At 67.6% G+C, this 19606-nt stretch carries 20 protein-coding genes; 2 read left to right on the top strand and 18 right to left on the bottom strand.

Annotation, left to right across the window (positions count from 1 at the left end):
- Position 1 precedes the first annotated feature (1 nt).
- From AC1RHV_RS01595 to gabT, 13 genes are all read right to left on the bottom strand, one after another.
- Positions 2-670, bottom strand: coding sequence for an amino acid ABC transporter permease (locus tag AC1RHV_RS01595; protein ID WP_013393489.1), 669 nt, complete (start codon positions 668-670; stop codon positions 2-4).
- On the bottom strand, positions 667-1410 hold the full coding sequence (locus tag AC1RHV_RS01590) for a transporter substrate-binding domain-containing protein (protein ID WP_119451092.1): 744 nt from the start codon (positions 1408-1410) through the stop codon (positions 667-669). The genes AC1RHV_RS01595 and AC1RHV_RS01590 overlap by 4 nt, the downstream gene beginning before the upstream one ends.
- A gap of 74 nt (positions 1411-1484) precedes the next feature.
- Positions 1485-2231 (bottom strand): IclR family transcriptional regulator, encoded by a 747-nt coding sequence (locus tag AC1RHV_RS01585; RefSeq protein ID WP_054456762.1) that lies wholly within the window; start codon positions 2229-2231, stop codon positions 1485-1487.
- A 184-nt stretch (positions 2232-2415) separates the two neighbouring features.
- Positions 2416-3768, bottom strand: coding sequence for an amidase (locus tag AC1RHV_RS01580; RefSeq protein WP_492299625.1), 1353 nt, complete (start codon positions 3766-3768; stop codon positions 2416-2418).
- 81 nt (positions 3769-3849) lie between these two features.
- Entirely contained in the window at positions 3850-4596 is a 747-nt protein-coding gene (locus tag AC1RHV_RS01575; protein WP_054456760.1) for an ABC transporter ATP-binding protein, read from the bottom strand.
- A complete protein-coding gene (locus AC1RHV_RS01570; RefSeq protein ID WP_054456759.1) occupies positions 4593-5354 on the bottom strand; it encodes an ABC transporter ATP-binding protein in 762 nt (253 codons plus the stop codon). Before AC1RHV_RS01570 ends, AC1RHV_RS01575 begins: the two co-directional genes overlap by 4 nt.
- Complete coding sequence (locus AC1RHV_RS01565) at positions 5351-6253, bottom strand: branched-chain amino acid ABC transporter permease (protein WP_054456758.1); 903 nt, start codon at positions 6251-6253, stop codon at positions 5351-5353. Before AC1RHV_RS01565 ends, AC1RHV_RS01570 begins: the two co-directional genes overlap by 4 nt.
- Before the next feature lie 4 nt (positions 6254-6257).
- Positions 6258-7133 (bottom strand): branched-chain amino acid ABC transporter permease, encoded by an 876-nt coding sequence (locus tag AC1RHV_RS01560; protein WP_054456757.1) that lies wholly within the window; start codon positions 7131-7133, stop codon positions 6258-6260.
- Between the two features lie 27 nt (positions 7134-7160).
- A complete protein-coding gene (locus AC1RHV_RS01555) occupies positions 7161-8396 on the bottom strand; it encodes an ABC transporter substrate-binding protein (RefSeq protein WP_225588714.1) in 1236 nt (411 codons plus the stop codon).
- Positions 8397-8515: 119 nt separating this feature from the next.
- Positions 8516-9715 carry a CaiB/BaiF CoA transferase family protein gene (locus AC1RHV_RS01550; RefSeq protein WP_492299624.1) on the bottom strand — a complete coding sequence of 400 codons (1200 nt, stop codon included), beginning with the start codon at positions 9713-9715 and terminating at the stop codon, positions 8516-8518.
- Between the two features lie 29 nt (positions 9716-9744).
- A complete protein-coding gene (locus tag AC1RHV_RS01545) occupies positions 9745-10518 on the bottom strand; it encodes an enoyl-CoA hydratase/isomerase family protein (protein WP_192491772.1) in 774 nt (257 codons plus the stop codon).
- On the bottom strand, positions 10515-11495 hold the full coding sequence (locus AC1RHV_RS01540; RefSeq protein ID WP_054456753.1) for an aminopeptidase: 981 nt from the start codon (positions 11493-11495) through the stop codon (positions 10515-10517). Before AC1RHV_RS01540 ends, AC1RHV_RS01545 begins: the two co-directional genes overlap by 4 nt.
- Before the next feature lie 10 nt (positions 11496-11505).
- Positions 11506-12864, bottom strand: a complete 1359-nt coding sequence (gene gabT / locus AC1RHV_RS01535; protein ID WP_492299623.1) for a 4-aminobutyrate--2-oxoglutarate transaminase — start codon at positions 12862-12864, stop codon at positions 11506-11508.
- A 164-nt stretch (positions 12865-13028) separates the two neighbouring features.
- On the opposite strand from gabT, the gene AC1RHV_RS01530 reads away from it, so the two are divergent.
- The gene (locus tag AC1RHV_RS01530; protein ID WP_054456751.1) at positions 13029-13727 is read left to right on the top strand and encodes a GntR family transcriptional regulator; all 699 of its coding nucleotides are present in this window, start codon (positions 13029-13031) and stop codon (positions 13725-13727) included.
- Positions 13728-13771: 44 nt separating this feature from the next.
- Here the strand turns inward: AC1RHV_RS01530 and AC1RHV_RS01525 are convergent, their stop codons facing one another.
- From AC1RHV_RS01525 to mltG, 5 genes are all read right to left on the bottom strand, one after another.
- Positions 13772-14674 carry an ankyrin repeat domain-containing protein gene (locus AC1RHV_RS01525; protein WP_175213251.1) on the bottom strand — a complete coding sequence of 301 codons (903 nt, stop codon included), beginning with the start codon at positions 14672-14674 and terminating at the stop codon, positions 13772-13774.
- A gap of 38 nt (positions 14675-14712) precedes the next feature.
- Positions 14713-15483, bottom strand: a complete 771-nt coding sequence (locus tag AC1RHV_RS01520) for a TatD family hydrolase (RefSeq protein ID WP_054456749.1) — start codon at positions 15481-15483, stop codon at positions 14713-14715.
- A 68-nt stretch (positions 15484-15551) separates the two neighbouring features.
- Positions 15552-16643 (bottom strand): DNA polymerase III subunit delta', encoded by a 1092-nt coding sequence (gene holB / locus AC1RHV_RS01515; RefSeq protein WP_054456748.1) that lies wholly within the window; start codon positions 16641-16643, stop codon positions 15552-15554.
- Positions 16640-17263 carry a dTMP kinase gene (gene tmk, locus AC1RHV_RS01510; protein ID WP_192327492.1) on the bottom strand — a complete coding sequence of 208 codons (624 nt, stop codon included), beginning with the start codon at positions 17261-17263 and terminating at the stop codon, positions 16640-16642. The genes holB and tmk overlap by 4 nt, the downstream gene beginning before the upstream one ends.
- A complete protein-coding gene (mltG, locus tag AC1RHV_RS01505; protein ID WP_054456746.1) occupies positions 17260-18429 on the bottom strand; it encodes an endolytic transglycosylase MltG in 1170 nt (389 codons plus the stop codon). Before mltG ends, tmk begins: the two co-directional genes overlap by 4 nt.
- A gap of 152 nt (positions 18430-18581) precedes the next feature.
- On the opposite strand from mltG, the gene ygfZ reads away from it, so the two are divergent.
- Positions 18582-19580 carry a CAF17-like 4Fe-4S cluster assembly/insertion protein YgfZ gene (ygfZ, locus tag AC1RHV_RS01500; protein WP_492299622.1) on the top strand — a complete coding sequence of 333 codons (999 nt, stop codon included), beginning with the start codon at positions 18582-18584 and terminating at the stop codon, positions 19578-19580.
- The last annotated feature ends 26 nt before the right edge of the window (positions 19581-19606 follow it).

The following is a 19606-nucleotide window of genomic DNA, read 5'->3' as shown; positions in this document are numbered from 1 at the left end:
TTCATTGCACCATCCCTCCCGCGCGCAGGCGGTGTTCAACCTTGCGCAGCACCAGCATGGTGGCCGTGGTCAGGATCAGATAAATCAGCGCCACCACCAGATAGGTTTCCAGCGAGCGATAGGACACGCTGATGATCTTCTGGCCTTCATGCATCAGGTCATGGATCGTCAAGAGCGACACCAGGGCCGAGTTCTTGATCAGCGCGATGAATTCATTGCCCAGCGGCGGGATCATGCGCACCACGGCCTGCGGCAGCACGATGATGCGCATGGCCTGGCCGGACGACATGCCCAGCGAGCGCGCCGCCTCGGTCTGGCCGCGGTCCACCGACTGGATCGCGCCGCGCACGATTTCGGACACGTAGGCGCCCGAGTACATGCCCAGGCCCAGCACGCCGCAGGCGAACGCCGGCAGGGTGATGCCGAAATGCGGCAGGCCGAAGAACCAGATGAACAGCTGCACCAGCAAGGGCGTGCCGCGGAACAGCAGCAAATAAACGCTGCACAGGTTGTAGATGACGTAGCGCTTGGGGTTCAGGCGTCCCACGCCCACCAGCAGGCCGATGACGCAGGCCAGCAGCAAGGCGCCCGCGGTCACCTCGACGGTGACCACGGCGCCATTGATCAGCGCGCCGAAGTCGGCAAAGACGGGAGAAAAATCCAGGTTCATTTCGCGGGGGCCTCGAACCACTTGTTGACGATGGCCTGGTAGCTGCCGTCGGCCTTGAGCTTCTGCAGCGCGGCGTTCAGCTCACGGGTCAGCTCCGGCTTGTTCTTGGGCACGGCGATGCCGTAGTCCTCGGTGGTGATCTGGTCGTTCAGCACCGTCAGGTCCGGCGTGCTCTGGGCGAACAGCTTGGCGGCAGGCTTGCCGGTCACGGCGGCTTCGGCGCGTCCGATCTGCACCAGGTTGAACATCTCCTGGTTCTTCTCGACTTCCACGCGCTGCACCGCCGGGTAGTGTTCCTTCAGGTAGTTGACCGACTTGGTGCCCACCTGCACCGACACCTTGCGGCCGTCCAGGTCCTTCAGGGTCTTGACCGGGCCGTCCTTCTTGGTCATCACGACCAGGCCGCCCGCGTAGTACGGATCGGTGAAGTCCACCACCTTGGCGCGTTCGGGCGTGATGTAGATGGCGGACACGGCAATGTCGGCGCGGCCGGCCTGCAGCGCGGGAATCAGGCCCTTGAAGTCGATGTCGATCCATTCGACCTTCTTGCCCATGGCGCCGGCCAGGGCTTCCACCAGTTCGATGTCGAAGCCGGTGCGCTTGCCGTCCTTGACGAACTCCATCGGCGGGAAGGTCGCGTCGGTGACGGCGCGGATGGTGTCCTGGGCAAACGCCGGGGCGGCGCTCCAGGCGAGGCCCAGCGTCAGGGCGGCGGTCAGCAGTGTGCGGCGAGTGGTCATGGTGGGTCCTCTATGGAATATGGATACGGCAGTCGGGTGTCTACGGGTACGGCGTGGAATGGAAGAAGGCGGTCTTAATGAGCTTGCAGCTTCGCCGAGATGCGCCGGGCCGCGGCCACGGTCATTTCGGTCAATGCCTCGGGCCGCTGGGCGGCCCGGGTCGACGGCGCCATCAGCGTGATCGAAGCCACGGCCTGGTTGGCGCGTTGAAAAATGGGGACGCTGACGCCCCAGACGCCGGCATCGACTTCGCTGTCGGTGACGGCATAGCCCTGGGTGCGGATGGCTTCCAGTTCGTGGCCCAGCCGGCCGGCGTCCACATCGGCCTCGGCCGCCAGATACGCCAACGCGGCCTGCTGTCGGGCAAGCGGCATGAAAGCCAGCAGCGACTTGGCCGAGGCGCCGCGCGCCAGCGGCAGGCCGCGCCCCTTGGTGAAGGAACAGCGCAGCGGATGCTGGCTCTCGATCATGTCCAGGCACACGGCCTGATCCTTGACCGCCACCAGCAGGCCTATGGTTTCGCCAGAAGCGGCGGCCAGCGCGGCCATGTCGGGCTGCGCTTCATGGATCAGGAACGAGGATTGGTCAAAGCCCCAGGCCAACTGCACGCACAGCGGGCCGGGACCGTACTCGCCATCGTGCTCGGCGACGAAGCCCCAGCGCTTGAGCAGCGCCACCTGGCGGTAGAGGGTGCTTTGCGCCAGGCCGGTCTGCTCGGCCAGGGCGGCGATGCTGAGGGGGCCGTCGTGCCTGGCCAGGGTGGCCAGCACATACAGCACGCGATCCGCGCCTGCCCCGACTGATAGATCCGCTTTCAACATTTGGCTCCAAGCTAACGGAGCGCAGATTATCAATTTATGGCTCTTACTCTGCTTTTTATTCCCGAATACTGAGAATTAATAGGGAAAACCCCAGAGCCCAGACGCAAAAAATGCGCCCGAAGGCGCCAAAGCATCCGCCGCGCCCCGGCGGCGCACGGCGGCGCAAGCCGCGGCCAGAGGCCGGTCAGGGCTGGTGCGCGGTCGACCCCAGGATGCGCTCGGCGCAACGCGCCCAGTACAGCAGCCTTGCGTCCTCCTTCACGAAGCCGACCATCTGGAAGCCCAGCGGCAGGCCATTGGGGCCGCGCGCCACCGGCAAGGTGATGGACGGGTTGTGCAGCAGCGACCAGATGCGGATGAAGGCGGAGCTGCCGGTGGAGCTGGCCGGCGGCGCCTCGCCCAGCGTGGACGGCATGGCCACTGCGTCGACTTCGCGCGCAACGTCGTAGAACGCCCGGCGGCATGCGTCGGCGGCATCCAGCGCCCCCGCGTACTCGGCCGCGGACAGGCCCTCGCCCATCGTCAGGTACTCGATCAGCCCGGGATCGCACAGCGCCGCATGATCGCGCTTGATGGCGGCATACTCGCGCGCCAGGTCGTAGGCCATGATCACGTCCTGCGCCTCGCCCATGGTGTCGAAGGCTGCGGGCATGGCCAATTCCGTGACCTTGACGCCTGCGGCCGACAAGGCGCGCAGATTGGCCTCGAAGCTTTCGCGCATGCAGGGCTCGGTGTCGGCCCAGTCCTTCGGCCGCCAAATGCCCAGGCGGAAATCGCTGCGCAATGTGGAGGCCGGATCGAACCGGGGATCGCCGGTAAACGCCCGCATGAACAAGGCCGCGTCGTCGACAGAACGCGAGATCGGCCCGATCACGTCCAGCACCCGCGAATAGCGCCGGATCGCCACGTAGGGAATGGCGTCCAGCGTGGGCTTGAAGCCCACCGCGCCGCAGAACGCCGAGGGCCGCAGGATGGAACCCGCCGTCTGCGTGCCGATGGACAGCGGCGCCATGAAATCGGCAACGGCCGCCGCCGAACCGGCCGAGGACGCGGCCGGCGTACGGGTCAGGTCATGCGGATTACGCGCAGGCCCCGGCAGCATGATGGCGTGGCGCGACACGGTGTTCTTGCCCAGCACGTTGAACCCCAGCTCATGCGCCTGCGTCACCACGGGCGCGTCGGCCTCGGGCTGGCGGCCGGGGAAGATCTCGGGGTCGCCCAATTCGGTGGGCATGGCCGCCGTGTCGATGGTGTCCTTGATGCCCAGCGGCACGCCGTCCAGCGCGCGCCGCCGGCCGTGGCGGTCCCATTCACGGGCGCGGGCCAGCGCGCCCTCGGCGTCCACCCGGACCCAGGCCTTGACGCCGCCGTTGCGCTCTTCGATGCGGTCCAGGCAGGCGCGCGCCCAGGCTTCGCAGGTCAGCGTGCCCTGCTCCAGCGCGGCCAGGCCCTGGGTGGCGGTCAAGGCGGCGATGGCGTCGGGCGCCGGGCGGCGCGCAACGGACGCCGGGGAAACCATGGTTTCGGAAGTAGGCAAGATATGGCTCCTGCAAAGAGATATGGAAATATGGATTTGCCATCCGCGACGGCGGCTGCCGGCGGGATGGCTCTGGCGGTTTCAAGCGGGGATGCTGCCGCCGGGCGGACGGTCCGCGCCCGCGTGGCCGCCCCGTCCTATGTACAGATCGCTCATATGCTGGTTGGCCAGCAGCGCCTGCCCCGTGTCGGTCAGCACGATGCGGCCGGAATCCAGGATGTAGCCGCGGTCGCTGAACGCCAGCGCCTGGCGCGCGCGCTGCTCCACCATCAGCACGCCCACGCCGATCTGCGGCAGCCGCCGCACTTCGGCGAACACCTGCTCGGTCAACGCCGGCGACAAGGCGGCGGACGGTTCGTCCAGCACCATCAGGCGCGGCGAGGACATCAGCGCCCGGGCGAAGGCCAGTTGCTGGCGTTCGCCGCCGGACAGGTTCTCGGCGTGGGTCTTGCGCCGCCCGGCCAGCGCCGGGAACAGCTCGAACATGTCGCGAATGCGCTTTTCACGCGCCTGCACGTGTTCCACCACCTGCAGGTTCTCCAGCACGGTCAGCGCGCCGAACACATTGCGCACCTGCGGCACATAGGAGATACCGATGCGCACGCGCTCCTCGACCGGCAGCGTGAGCAGGTCGCGGCCGTCAAAGGCCATGGTGCCGGCGATGCGCGGCAACAGGCCCATCACCGCCTTGACCAGCGTGGACTTGCCTGCGCCGTTGGTGCCGGCGATGGTAACGATCTCGCGCGGCGCCACGTGCATGTCGATGCCGGACACGATATCGACCTCGCCGTAGCCGCCGGACAGGCCTTGCATGACGAGCTGGCTCATATCACTCCCCCCATGTACGCTTCGCGCACCTGTTCATTGGCCAGGACGCTGTCGGGCGTGCCTTCGGCGATGACGCGGCCGCGGTCCATGACGTACATGCGCGGCACGATGCGCGACAGCTCTTCCAGGTTGTGTTCGATGATGGCGACGGTCAGGCCGCGCTGGTTCAGTTCCACGATGCGCGCCGACAGCTCCTCGATCAGCACCGGGTTGACGCCGGCGAACGGCTCGTCCAGCAGGATGCAGCGCGGCTCCAGCATCAAGAGCCGTCCCAGCTCCAGCAGCTTCTTCTGGCCGCCCGACAGTTTCCCGGCGGGCTCGTCCGCGACCCGCGACAGGTTCAGGAAGGCCAGCAGTTCATGCACGCGCTCGGCGTTGCGCGCCTCTTCGCGGGCCACCTCACGGCGGGCGAACACCAGCGCCGCCAGCTTTTCGCCGCGCTGGTCCGGCGCCGCCGCCATCATGTTGTCGAAGACCGTCAGCTGGCTGAACTCGCGCGGCACCTGGAAGGTGCGGGCCAGGCCCCGGCGCACGCGCTGGTGCACGGCCACGCCCGTGATGTCCTCGTCCGCGAAGCGCACGGACCCGGAACTGGGCGGGATGTAGCCCGTGACCACCGAGAACAGCGTGCTCTTGCCCGCGCCGTTGGTGCCTATCACCCCCACCATTTCACCCTTGCGCACTTCCAGCGACACGTCGTCCAGCGCCTTGAAGCCGCCGAAGCTGGCGCTCAGCCCTTTGATGCAAAGCAGCGTCATGCCTTTCTCCTGCGCGTAGTGCCCGCGTTGCCGAAAATGCCCTGGGGCCGGTATAGCACCACGCAGATGAGCGCCAGGCCGATGACGCCGATGCGCACGCTGGCCATCTGCACCTCCGAGATGCCGCCGACGAAGTCCCGCACGAAGCGCGAACCTTCCAGGAATCCGACCAGCAGCACCGTGCCGGCCACCACGCCACTCAAGCGCCCCACTCCGCCCAGGATGATGGCGATCCAGATGTAGAAGGTGATCAGCGGCACGAACTGCTCGGGGCTGATGAAGGTCAGGTAGTGCGCCTGGAAGGCGCCCGCCAGGCCGGCCAGGCCCGCGCCCAGCATCAGCGAACGGGTCTTGAAGCGGGCCGGGTCCTTGCCCAGCGCCCGCACCGCGACTTCGTTGTCCCGCACCGCCTCGATCACGCGGCCAAACGGGCTGCGTATCACCAGATGGATGAGGAACAAGGCGCCGGCGTTGACCGCCAGAAGCAGCAGCATGATCCACAGGTCCACCGTCTGCGGCGAGGCCCAGCCCGCGAACAGCCGCGGGATGCCTGGCAGGCCGTGCATCCCGCGCGTCAGCCATTCCTCGGTCTGCAGCATCATGCGCACCGACTCCGAGAAGCCCAGCGTCACGATGGCAAGGTAGTCGCTGCCCAGCCGCAAGGCGATCATGCCCAGCGGCCACGCGGCCAGCGCCGCGAAGGCCGCGGCCGCCGCCATGGAGATGGGGATGGGCACGCCCTTGAGCGACAGCAGGGCCGAGGTATAGGCGCCGATGGCGAAGAAGCCGACGTGGCCGAAGTTGATCAGTCCGGTGAACCCGTAATGCAGCGACAGGCCGAAGGCCAGCAGCATGTAGATCAGGATCCCGATGGCGATAGCAATCAGATAGGCTTCCATGATTTCACCTCGCCGCCATCGGACGGCCGAAGATGCCCTGGGGACGCAGCAGCAGCACGCACAGCAGCACCGCGAAGGCGAACACGATCTTGTAGGCAGGTCCCACCACCAGGCTGGCGATTTCCTGCGCAATGCTGAACACCATGATCCCGACGATGGCGCCCACCGGATTGCCGATGCCGCCCAGGATCACGGCCGCGAACATGGGCATCAACAGTTCCCAGCCCAGTTCGGGGATCACCACTGCCTTGATGCCCAGCAGCACGCCGCCCAGCCCGCAATAGGCGCCCGCGATGCTCCACAGCGTGATCATCACGCGCCGTCCGCGTATGCCGCTGGCCGCGGCCAGCTCCGGGTTGTCGGCCACCGCCCGCATGCGCCGCCCGGTGGGCGTCATGTGCATCAGCGCGAACACCAGCGCCAGCGCCGCCACCGCCGTGCCGACGATGTAGAGATCGGTAGGCAAAATGCGCACGCCGCCGAAATTCCAGGCGCGCGTAAGCGGCAGGTCGAAGGTGTACTGGTCCTGCCCGGCGAAGAAGGTGATCGTGCTGCGCAGCGCGAACGCCACGCCGATGGACGCGATCAGGCGCGACACGTTGGAGCGCGACTCCAGCGGCCGGAACACCCAGGCATAGAAGAACAGGCTGACCAGGGTGGTGCCGGCGACGGCGGCCAGGCCGCCCGCCAGCATCGAGCCGCCGGCCAGCGCCTGCGTGAAGACGGCGGCGTAGGCGCCCAACGTCATGTAGTCGCCGCTGGCGGCATTGGGAAAGCGGGCGATGCCGAACACCAGCGTGATCGCCAGTGCCGGCAAGGCCAGCAGCATCCCGATCACAACGCCGTTGATCCCGGCGTTGATGACGGTGATTGCATCCATACTTGTGTTCCCCTAGTGTTTTTATCGTCAGACTTTGCCGGCGATGACTTCATTGAGCACCAGCTTGCCGTCGCGGATGTCGAAGACGCCAAAGTCCGGCACGGTCTCGCCCTGTTTGCCGAAGTCCAGGCGCGAGGATGCGCCGTCGTAGTCCACCGGCTTGCCTGCGCGCAGCAACGCCTGGCCTTGCGCAAAGCCGCTGACCTTTTCACCGCCGCCCTGCGCGGTCACGGCGCGGATCTTGCCGTTGATGGCGGCCACGTCCGCGGTGGCCCCCGCCGCCTCGATCGCCAGCGCCAGCGTGATCACCATGTCGTAGGACTGCGAAGCAAAGATGTCCGGCTCGCGCTTGGTGCGCTTGCGGAATTCGGCGGCGAAGGTCTTGTACGCCTGGTGCTCGTGGGCCGCGACGTTGGAGATCGAGATGATGCCCTCGGTGGCTTCCTTGCCCAGCGCCTTCACCAGGTCTTCGTTGGCGGTCCAGCCGGGCATGATGAACTTGCAGTCCTGGCCGGTCTGGAACCACTCTTTCAGGATGATGGTGGCGTCGGGCCGGTAGGCGCTCAGCGAGATCACGTCGGGCTTGGAGGCCAGCACCTTGGTCAGCTCGGTGCGGTAGGTGGTCTGGTTGGGTTCGTAGATGGTGAAGGCGCTGACCTTGCCGCCCTTCTCCTGCCAGGCATCACGAAAGTAGTTGGCCTGCCCCACGAAGGTGGAGTTGTTGAAAGCCATGACCGCCGGCCGCTTGAAGCCGCGCTGGCGCGCCACTTCCGCAAAGGCGCGGCCGAACACGGCGTTGGACGCCTGGAACATCCAGGCCAGCCCCTGCTTGTTCTCGGTCAGCATTTCCGGCGCGCCGCAGGTGTTCATGGTGATGAGGCCCGCGGCATTGGTGATGGGCATGGCGGCCAGGCCCACCGACGACGGCCAGATGCCGACCACCGCCTCGACCTTGTTGATCTCGATCAGCTTCTTCACGGCCAGCACGGCGGCGTCGGGCTTGGTCTGGTCGTCTTCGGCGTAGAGCTGGATCTTGCGGCCGGCGGCGCCGCCGGCGGCGTTGACCTCGTCGATGGCGATCTTGATGGCTTCCAGCATGGCCGGCCCGTAGGGGCCGCCGACGCCGGTGATGGAATTGAGCGCCCCCAGGCGGAACGGCTGGGCCGACTGCGCCCGGACCAGGGAGGGCGCGGCGGCGCAGGCGGCCAGCGCGGCGCTGGCCGCGATAAAGCCGCGGCGGGAGAGATGGATGGGCTGTGTCATGAAGGTTCCTTGCGGCGTGAACATCTTTGTTCAACTTCGAATAGCCGCCGGCGTCAGCAACGCCGGCGTCCCCTTGTAGCTTGGATGCGACTTCGATACTGCCTGCTGCGGTTTGCCTGCTACGCGATGACTCCTCGGGCGCGCATGCCTGCAATTCTGTCTTCCGCCACGCCAAAGCGGCGCAGCACCTCGTCGGTGTGCTGGCCCATCAGCGGCGCCGCCGTGCGCAAGGCGCCTGGCGTTTTGGAAAACTTGGTCGGAATGCCGATGGTCTTCATCTTGCCCAGCGCGGGATGGTCCAGTTCCTGCACCATGCCGCGCGCCAGGTAATGCGGGTCCTGCATGGCCTGGCCGAAATCGTTGATCGGACCGCAGGGCACGGACGCCCGTTCGCAGCGCTCGATCCATTCTGCGGCGTCGGCGCGCGCGAACTCGGCTTCCAGTATGGGTTCCAGCTCGGCGATATGGGTCAGCCGGTCGGAGTTCGTGATGAAGCGCGGATCGGTGATCAGCTCGGGACGCTCCAGCACGTCCGCGCACAGGCGTTCCCAGGTGCGCTGGTTGGCCGCGCCTATCATGATGAAACCCTGGCGCGTGTTGAACGCCTGGTATGGCGCCGACACGCGGTGCCGGCTGCCGGTGCCTTCCGGCACCGTGCCGTCGGCAAAATAGGCGGCGGCTTCCCAGACGAACCAGGGCAGTCCGCACTCGGCCAGCGCGATGTCGATGTGCTGGCCCTCGCCCGTCTTCATCTGGTGGATGCAGGCGGCCAGGATGGCGTAGACCGCGGTCAGTCCCGCCCCCACGTCATAGATGGCGATGCCCGACTTCAGGGGCCGCCCGCCGGGTTCGCCCGTCATGCTCATGATGCCGCTCATGCCCTGGGCCACCAGGTCGAAGCCACCCTTGCCCGCATAGGGTCCGGAATGGCCGTAGCCGGAGATGGAGCAATACACCAGGCGCGGATTGATGCGCGACAGCGTTTCGTAGTCCACGCCCAGCGACTTGGTCACGCCCACGCGGTAGTTCTCCACCACCACGTCGGCCCAGCGCGCCAGCTCGTACAGCACCTCGCGGGCCTCGGGGTCCTTCAGGTTCAGCGCCACGCCCTGCTTGTTGCGGTTGATCTGGGCGAAACAGGTGGATTCGCCGTTCACATAGGGGCCCATTTCACGGGAGTCGTCGCCGGCGCCGGTCTTCTCGACCTTGATGACCTCGGCGCCCAGGTCGGCCAGCACCATGGTGCAATACGGCCCGGCCATGATCTGCGAAAGATCCAGGATCTTGATGCCGGCAAGGGGGGATGCAGCTTGAGTCATATGCGGTCCGTCTTGGGTCGGTGGCCGGATCAGCGGCCGATGAATTCAGGAATGCGCTTGGCGGCGAAGGCTTCGCGGCCGCGCCGGTAGTCCTCGGTGCCGAAGCATTCGTAGGCTTCGCTGCGTTCGTCCGGAGTCAATGCGCGTCCTTCGCGCAGCTGGCTCACGAAGCGCTTGTGCCAGCGGTTGACCAGCGGCGCCGCCGCGGCGATGCGGCGGGCGGTCGCGTAGGTCTGTTCCGCCACGCGTTCGTCATCCACCACGCGGGTCAGCAGCCCCTTGGACATGGCTTCTTCGGCGCCGAAGATGTTTCCTTCCAGCAGGATTTCCAGTACGCGCGCAGCGCCCACCACGCGGATCAGGTCGGCCAGTTCCTGGTGGTCCACGGTCAGGCCGATGCGATTCACCGGGATGCCGTAGCGGCTGTTGCGCCCGCCGATGCGGATGTCGCACAGGGCGGCCAGCTCCAGCCCGCCGCCCACGCACACGCCTTCGATGCAGGCCACGGTGGGGTGGCGCAGGTGCTTGAGCGTGTCGGTCATGGACAGGGTGAAGAGCGCGTACTCGGCCGCCTGCGCGGCGCCGTCGCGGTCTTCCTCGAAGCCGCCGATGTCGCTGCCGGCGCAGAAAGCGCCGCCCGCGCCGCGCAGCACCACGCAGCGCACGGCGTCGTCGGCGTCGAGCTCGCGCATGACCCGGCCGAATTCCCGGTACATGTCCAGCGTGAACGCGTTGCGCTTTTCAGGGCGGTTCATCAGCACGGTGGCCACGCCGTCGGCGTCGCGGCTCAGGTCTATGCTCATGCCGCGTCCTCCAGGCGCAGTTCGGTGCCCTTGAGCACCACCCTGCCGTCCAGTTCCAGCGTGGCGTCGGTGACGATGGTGTCGTAGTGCGCCGCCGCCTTGACGGTGCCGCCGATGTAGGCGCTGGTGCCCAGCGCCAGCTGGATCGAGCCGTAGACCGATTCGTCGGACAGCATGGTGCCGTCCAGCTGGCAGCGCGGGTTCATGCCTACGCCCAGCTCGCCCAGGTTGTAGACCAGCGGATCGTTGAAGCTGGCCAGCAGATCGCGGAACTGGCGCGCCACCGCGCCGCCCTCGATCGCCACCGCCATGCCCTTTTCCATATGGATGCGCACGGGTTCGTCGCGGATCAGCGAAACGCCGGGGATGCTGGCGTTGACCACGATCACGCCTTCGGCCGTGCCTTCCACCGGCGCCAGGCTGGATTCCAGGCAATAGCCCGCCGAAATGTCGGTGGTGTTGGCAAAGCCGTGCAGCGCGCGGCCGCGGCGGCCGGCGATGCTCATGGTCACGTCGGTGCCGAGTTCGCTGGTGACGCGGGCGGTGTCGGCGCGGGTCAGCGCGTCGGCCAGCCCCTGGATCTGCGGGCGCAACGCATCGAAATCGCAGTCCCAGCCTTCGGCCAGGAAGAAATCGGGCAGGTGTGATTCGGGCAGCACGATCACGCCGACCCCGGCGCGCGTGGCCTGCTGGCGCGCATCGGTGTGCGCGGCATTGGCGCGGGTCAGCGCGATGACCAGGTCGGCCGCCTGCATGGCCTGGGCCACCACCGGCGACAACTGCCGGCCGTGGCGCGCGGACCCGGCGATCTGCAGCAGATGCAGGCCGGCGCCCGCCTCGTCCACCGCAATGGCCAGGGGCTCCACGTTATGGTGGGTATGCAGGTCATACAGCACCAGCACTTCCATGCCCGGCTTGGCCGCGCCCAGCTGGCTGACCACCTTGCGCGCGTTCTTCAGTTTCAACAATGTATGCATGGCGCGCTCCTCAAGCCGCTTGCGACGCGCGGGCGTCGGCGATGCGCTGGGCGTCGGCCACCGCGCGTCCGAGGATGTCCAGGCCGCGGGCCAGTTCCTCGTCGGTAATGGAAAGCGGCGCCAGGAAGCGGATCACGTTGCCGTAAAAGCCCGCCTTCACCAGCACCAGCCCGCCCTGGTAGGCGGCCTGCACGATGTGGGCCGCCAGGTCGCCAGCGGGACTGTCGTCGCCCGCGCCGCGCACGACTTCGAACGCCACCATGGCGCCCAGGCCGCGCACGTCGCCGACGATGCCGTACTGGCCGGCCCAGTCCGCAAAGCGTGTGCGCACCCGGCCGCCCAGGTCGCTGGCTCGCGCCGCGTAGTCTTCGCGCCGCATGACGGCAATGGTGGCGAGCGCCGCGGCGCACGCCAGCGGGTTGCCGCCATAGGTGCCGCCCAGGCCTCCCACGGCGGGCGCGTCCATCAGGTCGGCGCGCCCCACCAGCGCCGCTATCGGCAGCCCCCCGCCCATGGACTTGGCCAGGGTGTAAAGGTCGGCCTCGATGCCGGCATGCTGGGTGGCGAACCATTCGCCGGTGCGGCAGAAACCGGACTGGATCTCGTCGGCGATCAGCACGATGCCGTGTTGGGTGCAGTAGGCGCGCAGCGCCTGCAGGAAGGCGGGCGGCGCGGCATGGAAGCCGCCCTCGCCCTGCACCGGCTCGATGATCACCGCGGCGACCTGCTCCGGCGTGACCTCGGTTTCGACCAGGCGGCGGAATTCGTTGAAGGCGGCCTCGGCGCATTCGGCTTCGGTCAGCCCCGAGCGGTAGCGCACCGGGAACGGCGCGCGATAGACCTCGGATGCGAAGGGACCGAAGCCGGTCTTGTAGGCGGGCGCCTTGGCGGTCAGGGACAGCGCCATGTAGGTGCGGCCATGGAACGCGTTCTCGAAGGCCACCACCGCCTGCCGGCCGGTGGCGCGGCGCGCCACCTTGATGGCGTTTTCGACGGCCTCGGCGCCAGTCGTCTGCAGCATGGTCTTCTTGGGCCAGGATCCCGGGACCAGGCCGACCAGCGTCTCGGCCAGCTCGATGTATTCCGGATACATGACGATGTTGAAGCAGGTGTGCAGGTAGCGCGCCGCCTGCGCCTGGACGGCGGCCACCACCTCGGGGTGTGCATGTCCCACGTTCAGGGTGCCGATGCCGCCAGCGAAATCGATGTACGCGTTGCCGTCCAGGTCGGTCAGCGTGGCGCCGCGGGCAGCGGCCGCGAACACCGGAGGGCCATTGGCCACGCCCAGCGCGACCGCGGCATTGCGCCGGGCCAGATACGCCTGGCACTGCGGGCCGGGAAGTTGAGGGGACTGCGCGGCGTCTTTCATTGCCCAGGGCTCCTTGGATGAGTGGGTACGGCGACGAAGTGAAGCCACTATATTCTTGTGCGTTTTATTGTGTCAATTCTGATTTACAACTACGCATTCTAAATTGTGCACAATCTTGCGTTCAAATTGTGATATGCTTTGCCCCACTCAACCCAGGTGCCTACATGCCCACTAAACGCGCGACTGCCTCTGCTGACGCCGCCGCCCCCGAAACACGCAAGGCGGCCTCCACCCACGAAGTCATACTGGATATGCGGGAACGCATTGCGTCGCAGGCCTTGCTGCCCGGCACCCGCGTGCCGGAAGAAGACCTGGCGCAGGCCTATGACATCCCGCGCGCCAAGGCGCGCGAAGTGCTGGCGACGCTGGAAGACCGCGCGCTGGTGGAACGGGTGCCCAACAAGGGCGCCGTGGTGGCCCTGGTCGACATGGAAACCACTTATCGCCTGTATCAGGTGCGCGAAGCCCTGGACGGACTGGCGGTGCGGCTGGCCATGGCCAACGCCACGCCCGCCGACTGGGAAGCGATGCAGGCCCTGCTGGGCGAGCCCTTCGAACAAAGCCTGAAAAGCGGCGACATCGAGGCGCACGTGGCCACGATCGAGCAGTTCCGCAACCACATCAAGGAACTGGCGCGCAATCCGGTGCTGAGCGACATGATCGAGCGCATCTACGACCGCACCCGCGTGTCGATGCGCCGCGTGGCCCTGCTGCCGGGCCGCTCAGAGATGGGGATCAAGCAATACCGCGCCCTGCTGGACGCCATGGTGCGCGGCGACGGCGACGAGGCCGAGCGCTGCGTGCGCGAATTGAACGGCAGCGCCCGCGACTACATCGAGCGCTACAAGAACTACGTGATCTGAATCGGGCCGGCCCCTTGCGGGCCGGCCTTGGGCAAGCCCGCGCCTCAGGGCGCGGCGGGCTCGTCGTAGTTATTGAGCTTCACGCCCGAAACGCCCTGGACCGCGGAAGACGCGGCCGGGGCTTTCTTTTCTGCGGCGGGAGCCTGCGCGGCTGCCGCGCCCTGCTCCGCACTGGCCGGCGCGCCCGCTGCCGCGCCCGTTGTCGTCCCCGCCGCCTCGGCGCCTTCTTCGGCCGGCCGCGCCGCCCGCAGCTTGCGGCGGGTTTCTTCTTGTTGCGCGATCAGCTTGTCCAGTTCCGCCGCCACTGCCGTGGACTTGCCCGTCCTGGCCCAATCGGCCGGGGTCTGGCCCTTGGTATCGCGCGACCCCACGTCCGCCCCCGCCTTGAGCAGCAGGTCCACCATGGGCTTGCGGCCCGACAGCGCCGCCATCATCAGCGGCGTTTCGCCATTGGGCGCGGGCGCGTTGACCATGGCCTTGTGCGCCAGCAGCAGGCGCGCCATTTCCAGCTGGCCCTTCGAGGCCGCGTAATGCAGCGGCGTCCAGCCCAGGCGGTTGACCTGGGCGCCGCGCGCGATCAGCTTCTTGGCGCGTTCGGTCTGGCCGGCGATGGCCAGGTACATCAGCGGCGTCTCGCCCGCCGGGTTCTCGGCGTTGACGTCGGTGCGCTTGTCGGCGGCGATGACGTCGAACACCTTCCAGGCGCCGTCCACCACCGCGCGCATCAGCGCGGGCTGGCCATTCTTGTAGCGCACGTTGGGATCTTCGCCGCGCGCCAGCAGTTCCTTGATGTCGTCCGGGTAGTCATTGGCGACGTAGACCCACCAATCGCCGGGATTGGCGGCCTGCGCCGCAGCGGGAACCGCCATGCCCACGGCCAGCGCCAGCAGCGCTCCACGGCAACACGACAAGAAGGCGTTCTGGACGGAAGCGTTGCGGGCAGCCATGGATTTCCTATAAATCACTTTAAATAAATTAGATTAGATTATTTCTTTATCTTATTGAAAAGACGGAAGAAATTTTCGGTTGATGCACGCGCCACTTCGGCCACGGGTATGCCCCTGAGATCCGCGATCTTCTCGGCCACGTGGATCACCTTGGACGGATCGTTCAGCTTGCCGCGGTACGGCACCGGCGCCAGATACGGCGAATCGGTTTCGATCAGCAAGCGGTCCAGCGGCACCTTGGCGGCCACTTCATGCACGATCTGCGCATTCTTGAAGGTCACGATGCCGGACAGGGAAATATAGAAGTTCTGGTCCAGCGCAGCCTGTGCCACTTCCCAATTTTCGGTAAAGCAATGCATCACGCCGCCGACCTCGGCCGCGCGCTCTTCCCGCAGCATGCGCACGGTGTCCTCGGCGGACGAGCGCGTGTGCACGATCAGGGGCAGGCCCGTGTCGCGGGCGGCGCGAATGTGGCGGCGAAAACGCTCGCGCTGCCAGTCCAGCGGTTCGGACAGGCGGTAGTAGTCCAGCCCGGTCTCGCCGATGGCCACCACCTTGGGATGCTCGGACAGGCGCGCCAGCTCTTCGGGCGTGGGGTCCGGAGTGTCTTCGTAATCGGGATGCACGCCGACCGAGGCCCACAGATTGGCCTGCGGTTCGACCAGCGACATCAAGCCCGGCCATTCCGGCATGTTGACGCTGACGACCAGCGCGTGGGTGACCTGGTTGGCGGCCATCCGGTCAAGAATGGCCGGCAGGTCGGCCGCCAGTTCCGGGAAGTTCAAATGGCAGTGGGAATCGACGTACATGATGAGTCTGGATACAAGTGCCGCGGCGCCGCGCCCTTTGCCGGACGAAGCGCCGCCGGATCAAAGGCTTACGCCAGGCAGGATAGCACCACGCGCTGCAGGGTCGCGTGGGCGAAGAGCTTGGCGTTCAAAGGATGGGTGGCCAGCGCGCGCTGGCGCGTCAGCCAGCGCGCGGCCTCGGCGACCTTGGCCGGATTCATGCGCGCGGCAACCTGCGCGACCGCGCTGCCCAGGGCCGGGAAGTAGCGCGACGGCGCCCCCGCGCTGGCCAGCATCAGGTCGGTGTACAGGCGCTGCAAGGCGTCGATCCACTCAGTGGCCGCCACCTTTTCCAGGGCCTCGGCCAGCGTGCCCACGTCGGGCGACTGGCCCTTGGACAGCGGCCCGACCAGCTGGGTCAGCCAGGGCGGACAAGCGGCCTCGTTAGACTGGGCAAGCCTCAACGCCGCCAGCGGCGCGCCGCCGGCGGCCGCCAGCCATTCGCGGGCCGGTTCCACGTTTTGCTCGCGCAGCCATTGCAGCGCGGTGTCCGGGTCGGGCGCCGGCAGCGGCAGGCGGCGACAGCGCGACACCAGCGTGGGCAAAAGGCGGTCCGGCGCGTCCGCGACCAGCAGGAACACCGTGTGCGGCGGCGGTTCTTCCAGCACCTTGAGCAAGGCGTTGGACGACACCACGTTCAGCGCATGGGCCGGGTACAGCAGCGCCACGCGCCAGCCGCCGCGGTGCGTGGCGGTGTTGAACCAGGACTCCAGGGAGCGGATCTGGTCTATGCGTATTTCCTTGGACGGCGCGCGCTTGGCTGCGCCCGTGGCGGGTTCGGCGTCTTCCGAGGGTTCGGCGGCGTCCGCCCCCTCTTCCACCGCCACGGCTTCGGGCCGGATGCGGCGCAAGTCGGGATGATTGCCGCTGGCGAACCAGGCACAGGCGGCGCAACGGCCGCAGGCCAGGCCATTGTCCGGCGTTTCGCACAGCAGGCTGGCCGCCGCGGCGACCGCGAAGTCCAGCTTGCCGATGCCGGCCAACCCATGGATCAGCCAGGCGTGGGCGAAGCGGTCGCGGTTGCCCAGCCAGTTGCGCGCCGTCTCGGCCTGCCAGGGCAGGAACTGCGGCGCGTTGGAAGCCGTGGCGTCCTCATCTTTGGCGGCGCGGGTCGCGTTCATGCCGCCTGCCCCAGCAATTCACGCAGTCCCGCCTCCAGGCCGGTGCGGATCTGGGCAATGGATTGGGTGGAATCGACAATGCGGATGCGCTTCGGATCAGCCTCGGCGCGGGCGTGGTAGGCCTCGCGGGTGCGTTCGAAAAAGGCCGCGCCCTCGCGCTCGAAGCGGTCCGGCTCGCGCGCGTCGGTCAACCGGGCGCGCGCCACTTCCAGCGGCACGTCGAAGAGCCAGGTGCGGTCGGGCTGGCCCGCCTGCATCCAGGCTTCCAGCGCGGCCACGCGCGCCGCGCCCAGGCCGCGCCCGCCGCCCTGGTAGGCATAGGTGGCATCGGTGTAGCGGTCGCAGACCACCCAGGCGCCGCGCGCCAGCGCGGGTTCGATGACCTGATGCAGATGTTCGCAGCGTGCGGCGAACATCAGGAGCGTCTCGGTGTCCAGCCCCATGGGGTCGGTCAGCAGCAAGGCGCGCAACTTCTCGCCCAAGGGCGTGCCGCCGGGTTCGCGGGTGGACACCACGTCCAGCCCCTGCGCGCGCAGGAAATCGGCGATCCAGACGGTGTGCGTGCTCTTGCCCGCGCCGTCCACGCCTTCCAGCGTGATAAAGCGTCCGCGCGTGGTCATTGGTCTTGTCCTTGTACTTGTGCCTGTCCCTGATCCGGCTCGGGCGCGGCGTCCGGCGCCGGGCTGGCGCTGGGCGCGGCTGCGGGCGTGCCGTTGGCCTGGTTGCCAGTCGCTGCGCCGCGGCTCGAAGCCGGGCCGGGCGCGGCATTCTGGCTTTGGCCCTGGCCCAGGATATAGCGGGAAACGTTGCGGTTGTGCTCGTTCAGGTTGACCGAGAACTCGCTGGTGCCGTTGCCGCGGGAAACGAAAAAGAGGAACTTGTGCTGCTCCGGCTGCACCGCGGCCAACAGCGCCGCGCGGCCAGGCGCCGCGATCGGCGTGGGCGGCAGGCCCGGACGCGTATAGGTGTTCCAGGGCGTGTCGGTCTGCAGGTCGCGCTTGCGGATGCGGCCCTGGTAGGCGTCGCCCATGCCGTAGATCACGGTGGGATCGGTCTGCAGCAGCATGCCGATCTTGAGCCGGTTGGTGAATACGCCGGCCACGCGGCGGCGATCCGGCCCATGGCCGGTTTCCTTTTCAACGATCGATGCGAGCACCAGGGCCTCGTAGGGCGTGGTCACCGGCAGGTCCGGCTGGCGCTTGGCCCAGGTGTCCTGCAGGATGCGCTGGCCTTCCTGGTAGGCACGGCGCAGCAGGTCGTAATCGGTGCTGCCGGGCGTGAAGATATAGGTGTCCGGGAAGAACAGCCCTTCCGGCTGCTTGATTTCCGAGCCCAGGCGTTCCATCAGTTCTTCATCGGTGGTTTCGCCCAGCGTCTGCTTGACGTCGGGATTCGCGCGCAGCGCCTGGCGGATCTGGCGGTAGGTCCAGCCCTCCAGGAAGGTGATCTGCCGCTGCGTCATGTCGCCGCGCGCCAGGCGTTCCAGCAACTTCCAGGGCGAGTCGCCGTTGATGGCCTGGTAGCCGCCCGCCTTCATCTGCTTGTCGAGTTCGGACAGGCGCGCCATCCAGATGAAGCCAGGCTCCCAGACCGGCACGCCGGCATCGTTGAGCACCCGCGCCACCGTGCGCGGGCTGCTGCCCGGATCCACCACGAAATCTATCCTGTCGGCCTTCAGCTGCATGGGCTTGTGCGCCCAATACCAGGCGCCGCCCACGGCTGCGGCGGCAGCCAGCGCAATCAACAGGAAAAACCACAGGACGAAAAAAAAGAGTCGCTTCTTCATAAGTGTCGGAAGTTTAATTGATCGCGCGGACCTGTTGCGGCTAAAGAGGGGCGGAACGTAGCGCGCGGCCCTGCGCGCCGCGGGGACATGGCCCAGCCCGGAGGGGAACACGGCTATCATCAGCACTTTGATGACGCGATAACACCGCCTCCATGCACGCTTTCCATTCTTCGATTCCCGCCCGCGCGGAAGGTTGCGCGCAAATTGCGCCGCTGGACGACTTCCTGGTCTTTTCCGCATCCGGCGCGGACGCCCTCGGCTTCCTGCACGGCCAGCTCACGCAGGACGTCACCGGCCTGCCCCGGGACGCCGCCCGCCTGGCCGGCTACTGCACCGCCAAGGGCCGCCTGCTGGCCACCCTGGTGATGTGGCGCGCCGCCCCCGGCGCGGACGACGCGCCCCAGCTCTATGGCCTGGTGCGCCAGGATCTGGCGCAGGCGCTGCTCAAGCGCCTGTCGATGTTCGTGCTGCGCGCCAAGGCCAAGCTCGCCGCCACCCCGCTGCATGTGGCGGGCGTGACGGCTTCGGCCACGGACGTGGCCGCGCTGGAAGCCGCCGCCGGCGCGCTGCCGCGCGAACCCTGGCAGCGCGCCGACCTGCCGTCCGGCACCTGGATCGCCGCGCCGTCCGCCGACGCGCGCCTGCGCTGGTGGTGGATCGCGTCCGACGAACAACTGGAACAGTCCGCCGCGCTGGCAGGCGCGCTAGGCCTGGCGCCGGCCGCGCAATGGCACGCCGCCGACCTGGCCGCAGGCATCCCGTGGATCACCGCGGCCACGCAGGACGTATTTATCCCGCAAACGGTCAATCTGGACCTGATCCAGGGCGTCAGTTTCACCAAAGGTTGTTATCCGGGCCAGGAAGTGGTGGCGCGCAGCCACTACCGCGGCACGGTCAAGCGGCGCATGGCATACGGCACCATTGCCGACGCCGCAATCCAAGGCCAGGCGCTGGCCGGCATGGATGTCTATGACGCCAGCCAGCCCGGCGAACCCACCGGACGGATCGTGGACGCGGCCGGCGCGCAAGGCGCTGTCTCGGTGCTATTCGAAACCACGCTGGCGGCGCTGCCGGAAGGCGACCTGCGGCTGGGCGCCGCGGACGGTCCGCGCATTGCAACCGCTGCGCTGCCCTACTCCATCACGCCGTAAACCAAAGGCCGCCGCGCCTGAGCCGG

This window comes from Achromobacter sp. GW823-FHT04E03 (assembly GCF_058796095.1).
The sequence above is the reverse complement of the archived record's forward strand: the minus strand, read 5'-3'. Positions and strand labels throughout refer to the sequence as shown.

Excerpts from the sequence above, each read along its gene's own strand:
- AC1RHV_RS01595 (WP_013393489.1), bottom strand. The coding sequence starts at position 670 with ATGAACCTGGATTTTTCTCCCGTCTTTGCCGACTTCGGCGCGCTGATC.
- AC1RHV_RS01590 (WP_119451092.1), bottom strand. The coding sequence starts at position 1,410 with ATGACCACTCGCCGCACACTGCTGACCGCCGCCCTGACGCTGGGCCTC.
- AC1RHV_RS01585 (WP_054456762.1), bottom strand. The coding sequence starts at position 2,231 with ATGTTGAAAGCGGATCTATCAGTCGGGGCAGGCGCGGATCGCGTGCTG.
- AC1RHV_RS01575 (WP_054456760.1), bottom strand. The coding sequence starts at position 4,596 with ATGAGCCAGCTCGTCATGCAAGGCCTGTCCGGCGGCTACGGCGAGGTC.
- AC1RHV_RS01570 (WP_054456759.1), bottom strand. The coding sequence starts at position 5,354 with ATGACGCTGCTTTGCATCAAAGGGCTGAGCGCCAGCTTCGGCGGCTTC.
- AC1RHV_RS01565 (WP_054456758.1), bottom strand. The coding sequence starts at position 6,253 with ATGGAAGCCTATCTGATTGCTATCGCCATCGGGATCCTGATCTACATG.
- AC1RHV_RS01560 (WP_054456757.1), bottom strand. The coding sequence starts at position 7,133 with ATGGATGCAATCACCGTCATCAACGCCGGGATCAACGGCGTTGTGATC.
- AC1RHV_RS01555 (WP_225588714.1), bottom strand. The coding sequence starts at position 8,396 with ATGACACAGCCCATCCATCTCTCCCGCCGCGGCTTTATCGCGGCCAGC.
- AC1RHV_RS01550 (WP_492299624.1), bottom strand. The coding sequence starts at position 9,715 with ATGACTCAAGCTGCATCCCCCCTTGCCGGCATCAAGATCCTGGATCTT.
- AC1RHV_RS01545 (WP_192491772.1), bottom strand. The coding sequence starts at position 10,518 with ATGAGCATAGACCTGAGCCGCGACGCCGACGGCGTGGCCACCGTGCTG.
- AC1RHV_RS01540 (WP_054456753.1), bottom strand. The coding sequence starts at position 11,495 with ATGCATACATTGTTGAAACTGAAGAACGCGCGCAAGGTGGTCAGCCAG.
- gabT (WP_492299623.1), bottom strand. The coding sequence starts at position 12,864 with ATGAAAGACGCCGCGCAGTCCCCTCAACTTCCCGGCCCGCAGTGCCAG.
- AC1RHV_RS01530 (WP_054456751.1), top strand. The coding sequence starts at position 13,029 with ATGCCCACTAAACGCGCGACTGCCTCTGCTGACGCCGCCGCCCCCGAA.
- AC1RHV_RS01525 (WP_175213251.1), bottom strand. The coding sequence starts at position 14,674 with ATGGCTGCCCGCAACGCTTCCGTCCAGAACGCCTTCTTGTCGTGTTGC.
- AC1RHV_RS01520 (WP_054456749.1), bottom strand. The coding sequence starts at position 15,483 with ATGTACGTCGATTCCCACTGCCATTTGAACTTCCCGGAACTGGCGGCC.
- holB (WP_054456748.1), bottom strand. The coding sequence starts at position 16,643 with ATGAACGCGACCCGCGCCGCCAAAGATGAGGACGCCACGGCTTCCAAC.
- tmk (WP_192327492.1), bottom strand. The coding sequence starts at position 17,263 with ATGACCACGCGCGGACGCTTTATCACGCTGGAAGGCGTGGACGGCGCG.
- mltG (WP_054456746.1), bottom strand. The coding sequence starts at position 18,429 with ATGAAGAAGCGACTCTTTTTTTTCGTCCTGTGGTTTTTCCTGTTGATT.
- ygfZ (WP_492299622.1), top strand. The coding sequence starts at position 18,582 with ATGCACGCTTTCCATTCTTCGATTCCCGCCCGCGCGGAAGGTTGCGCG.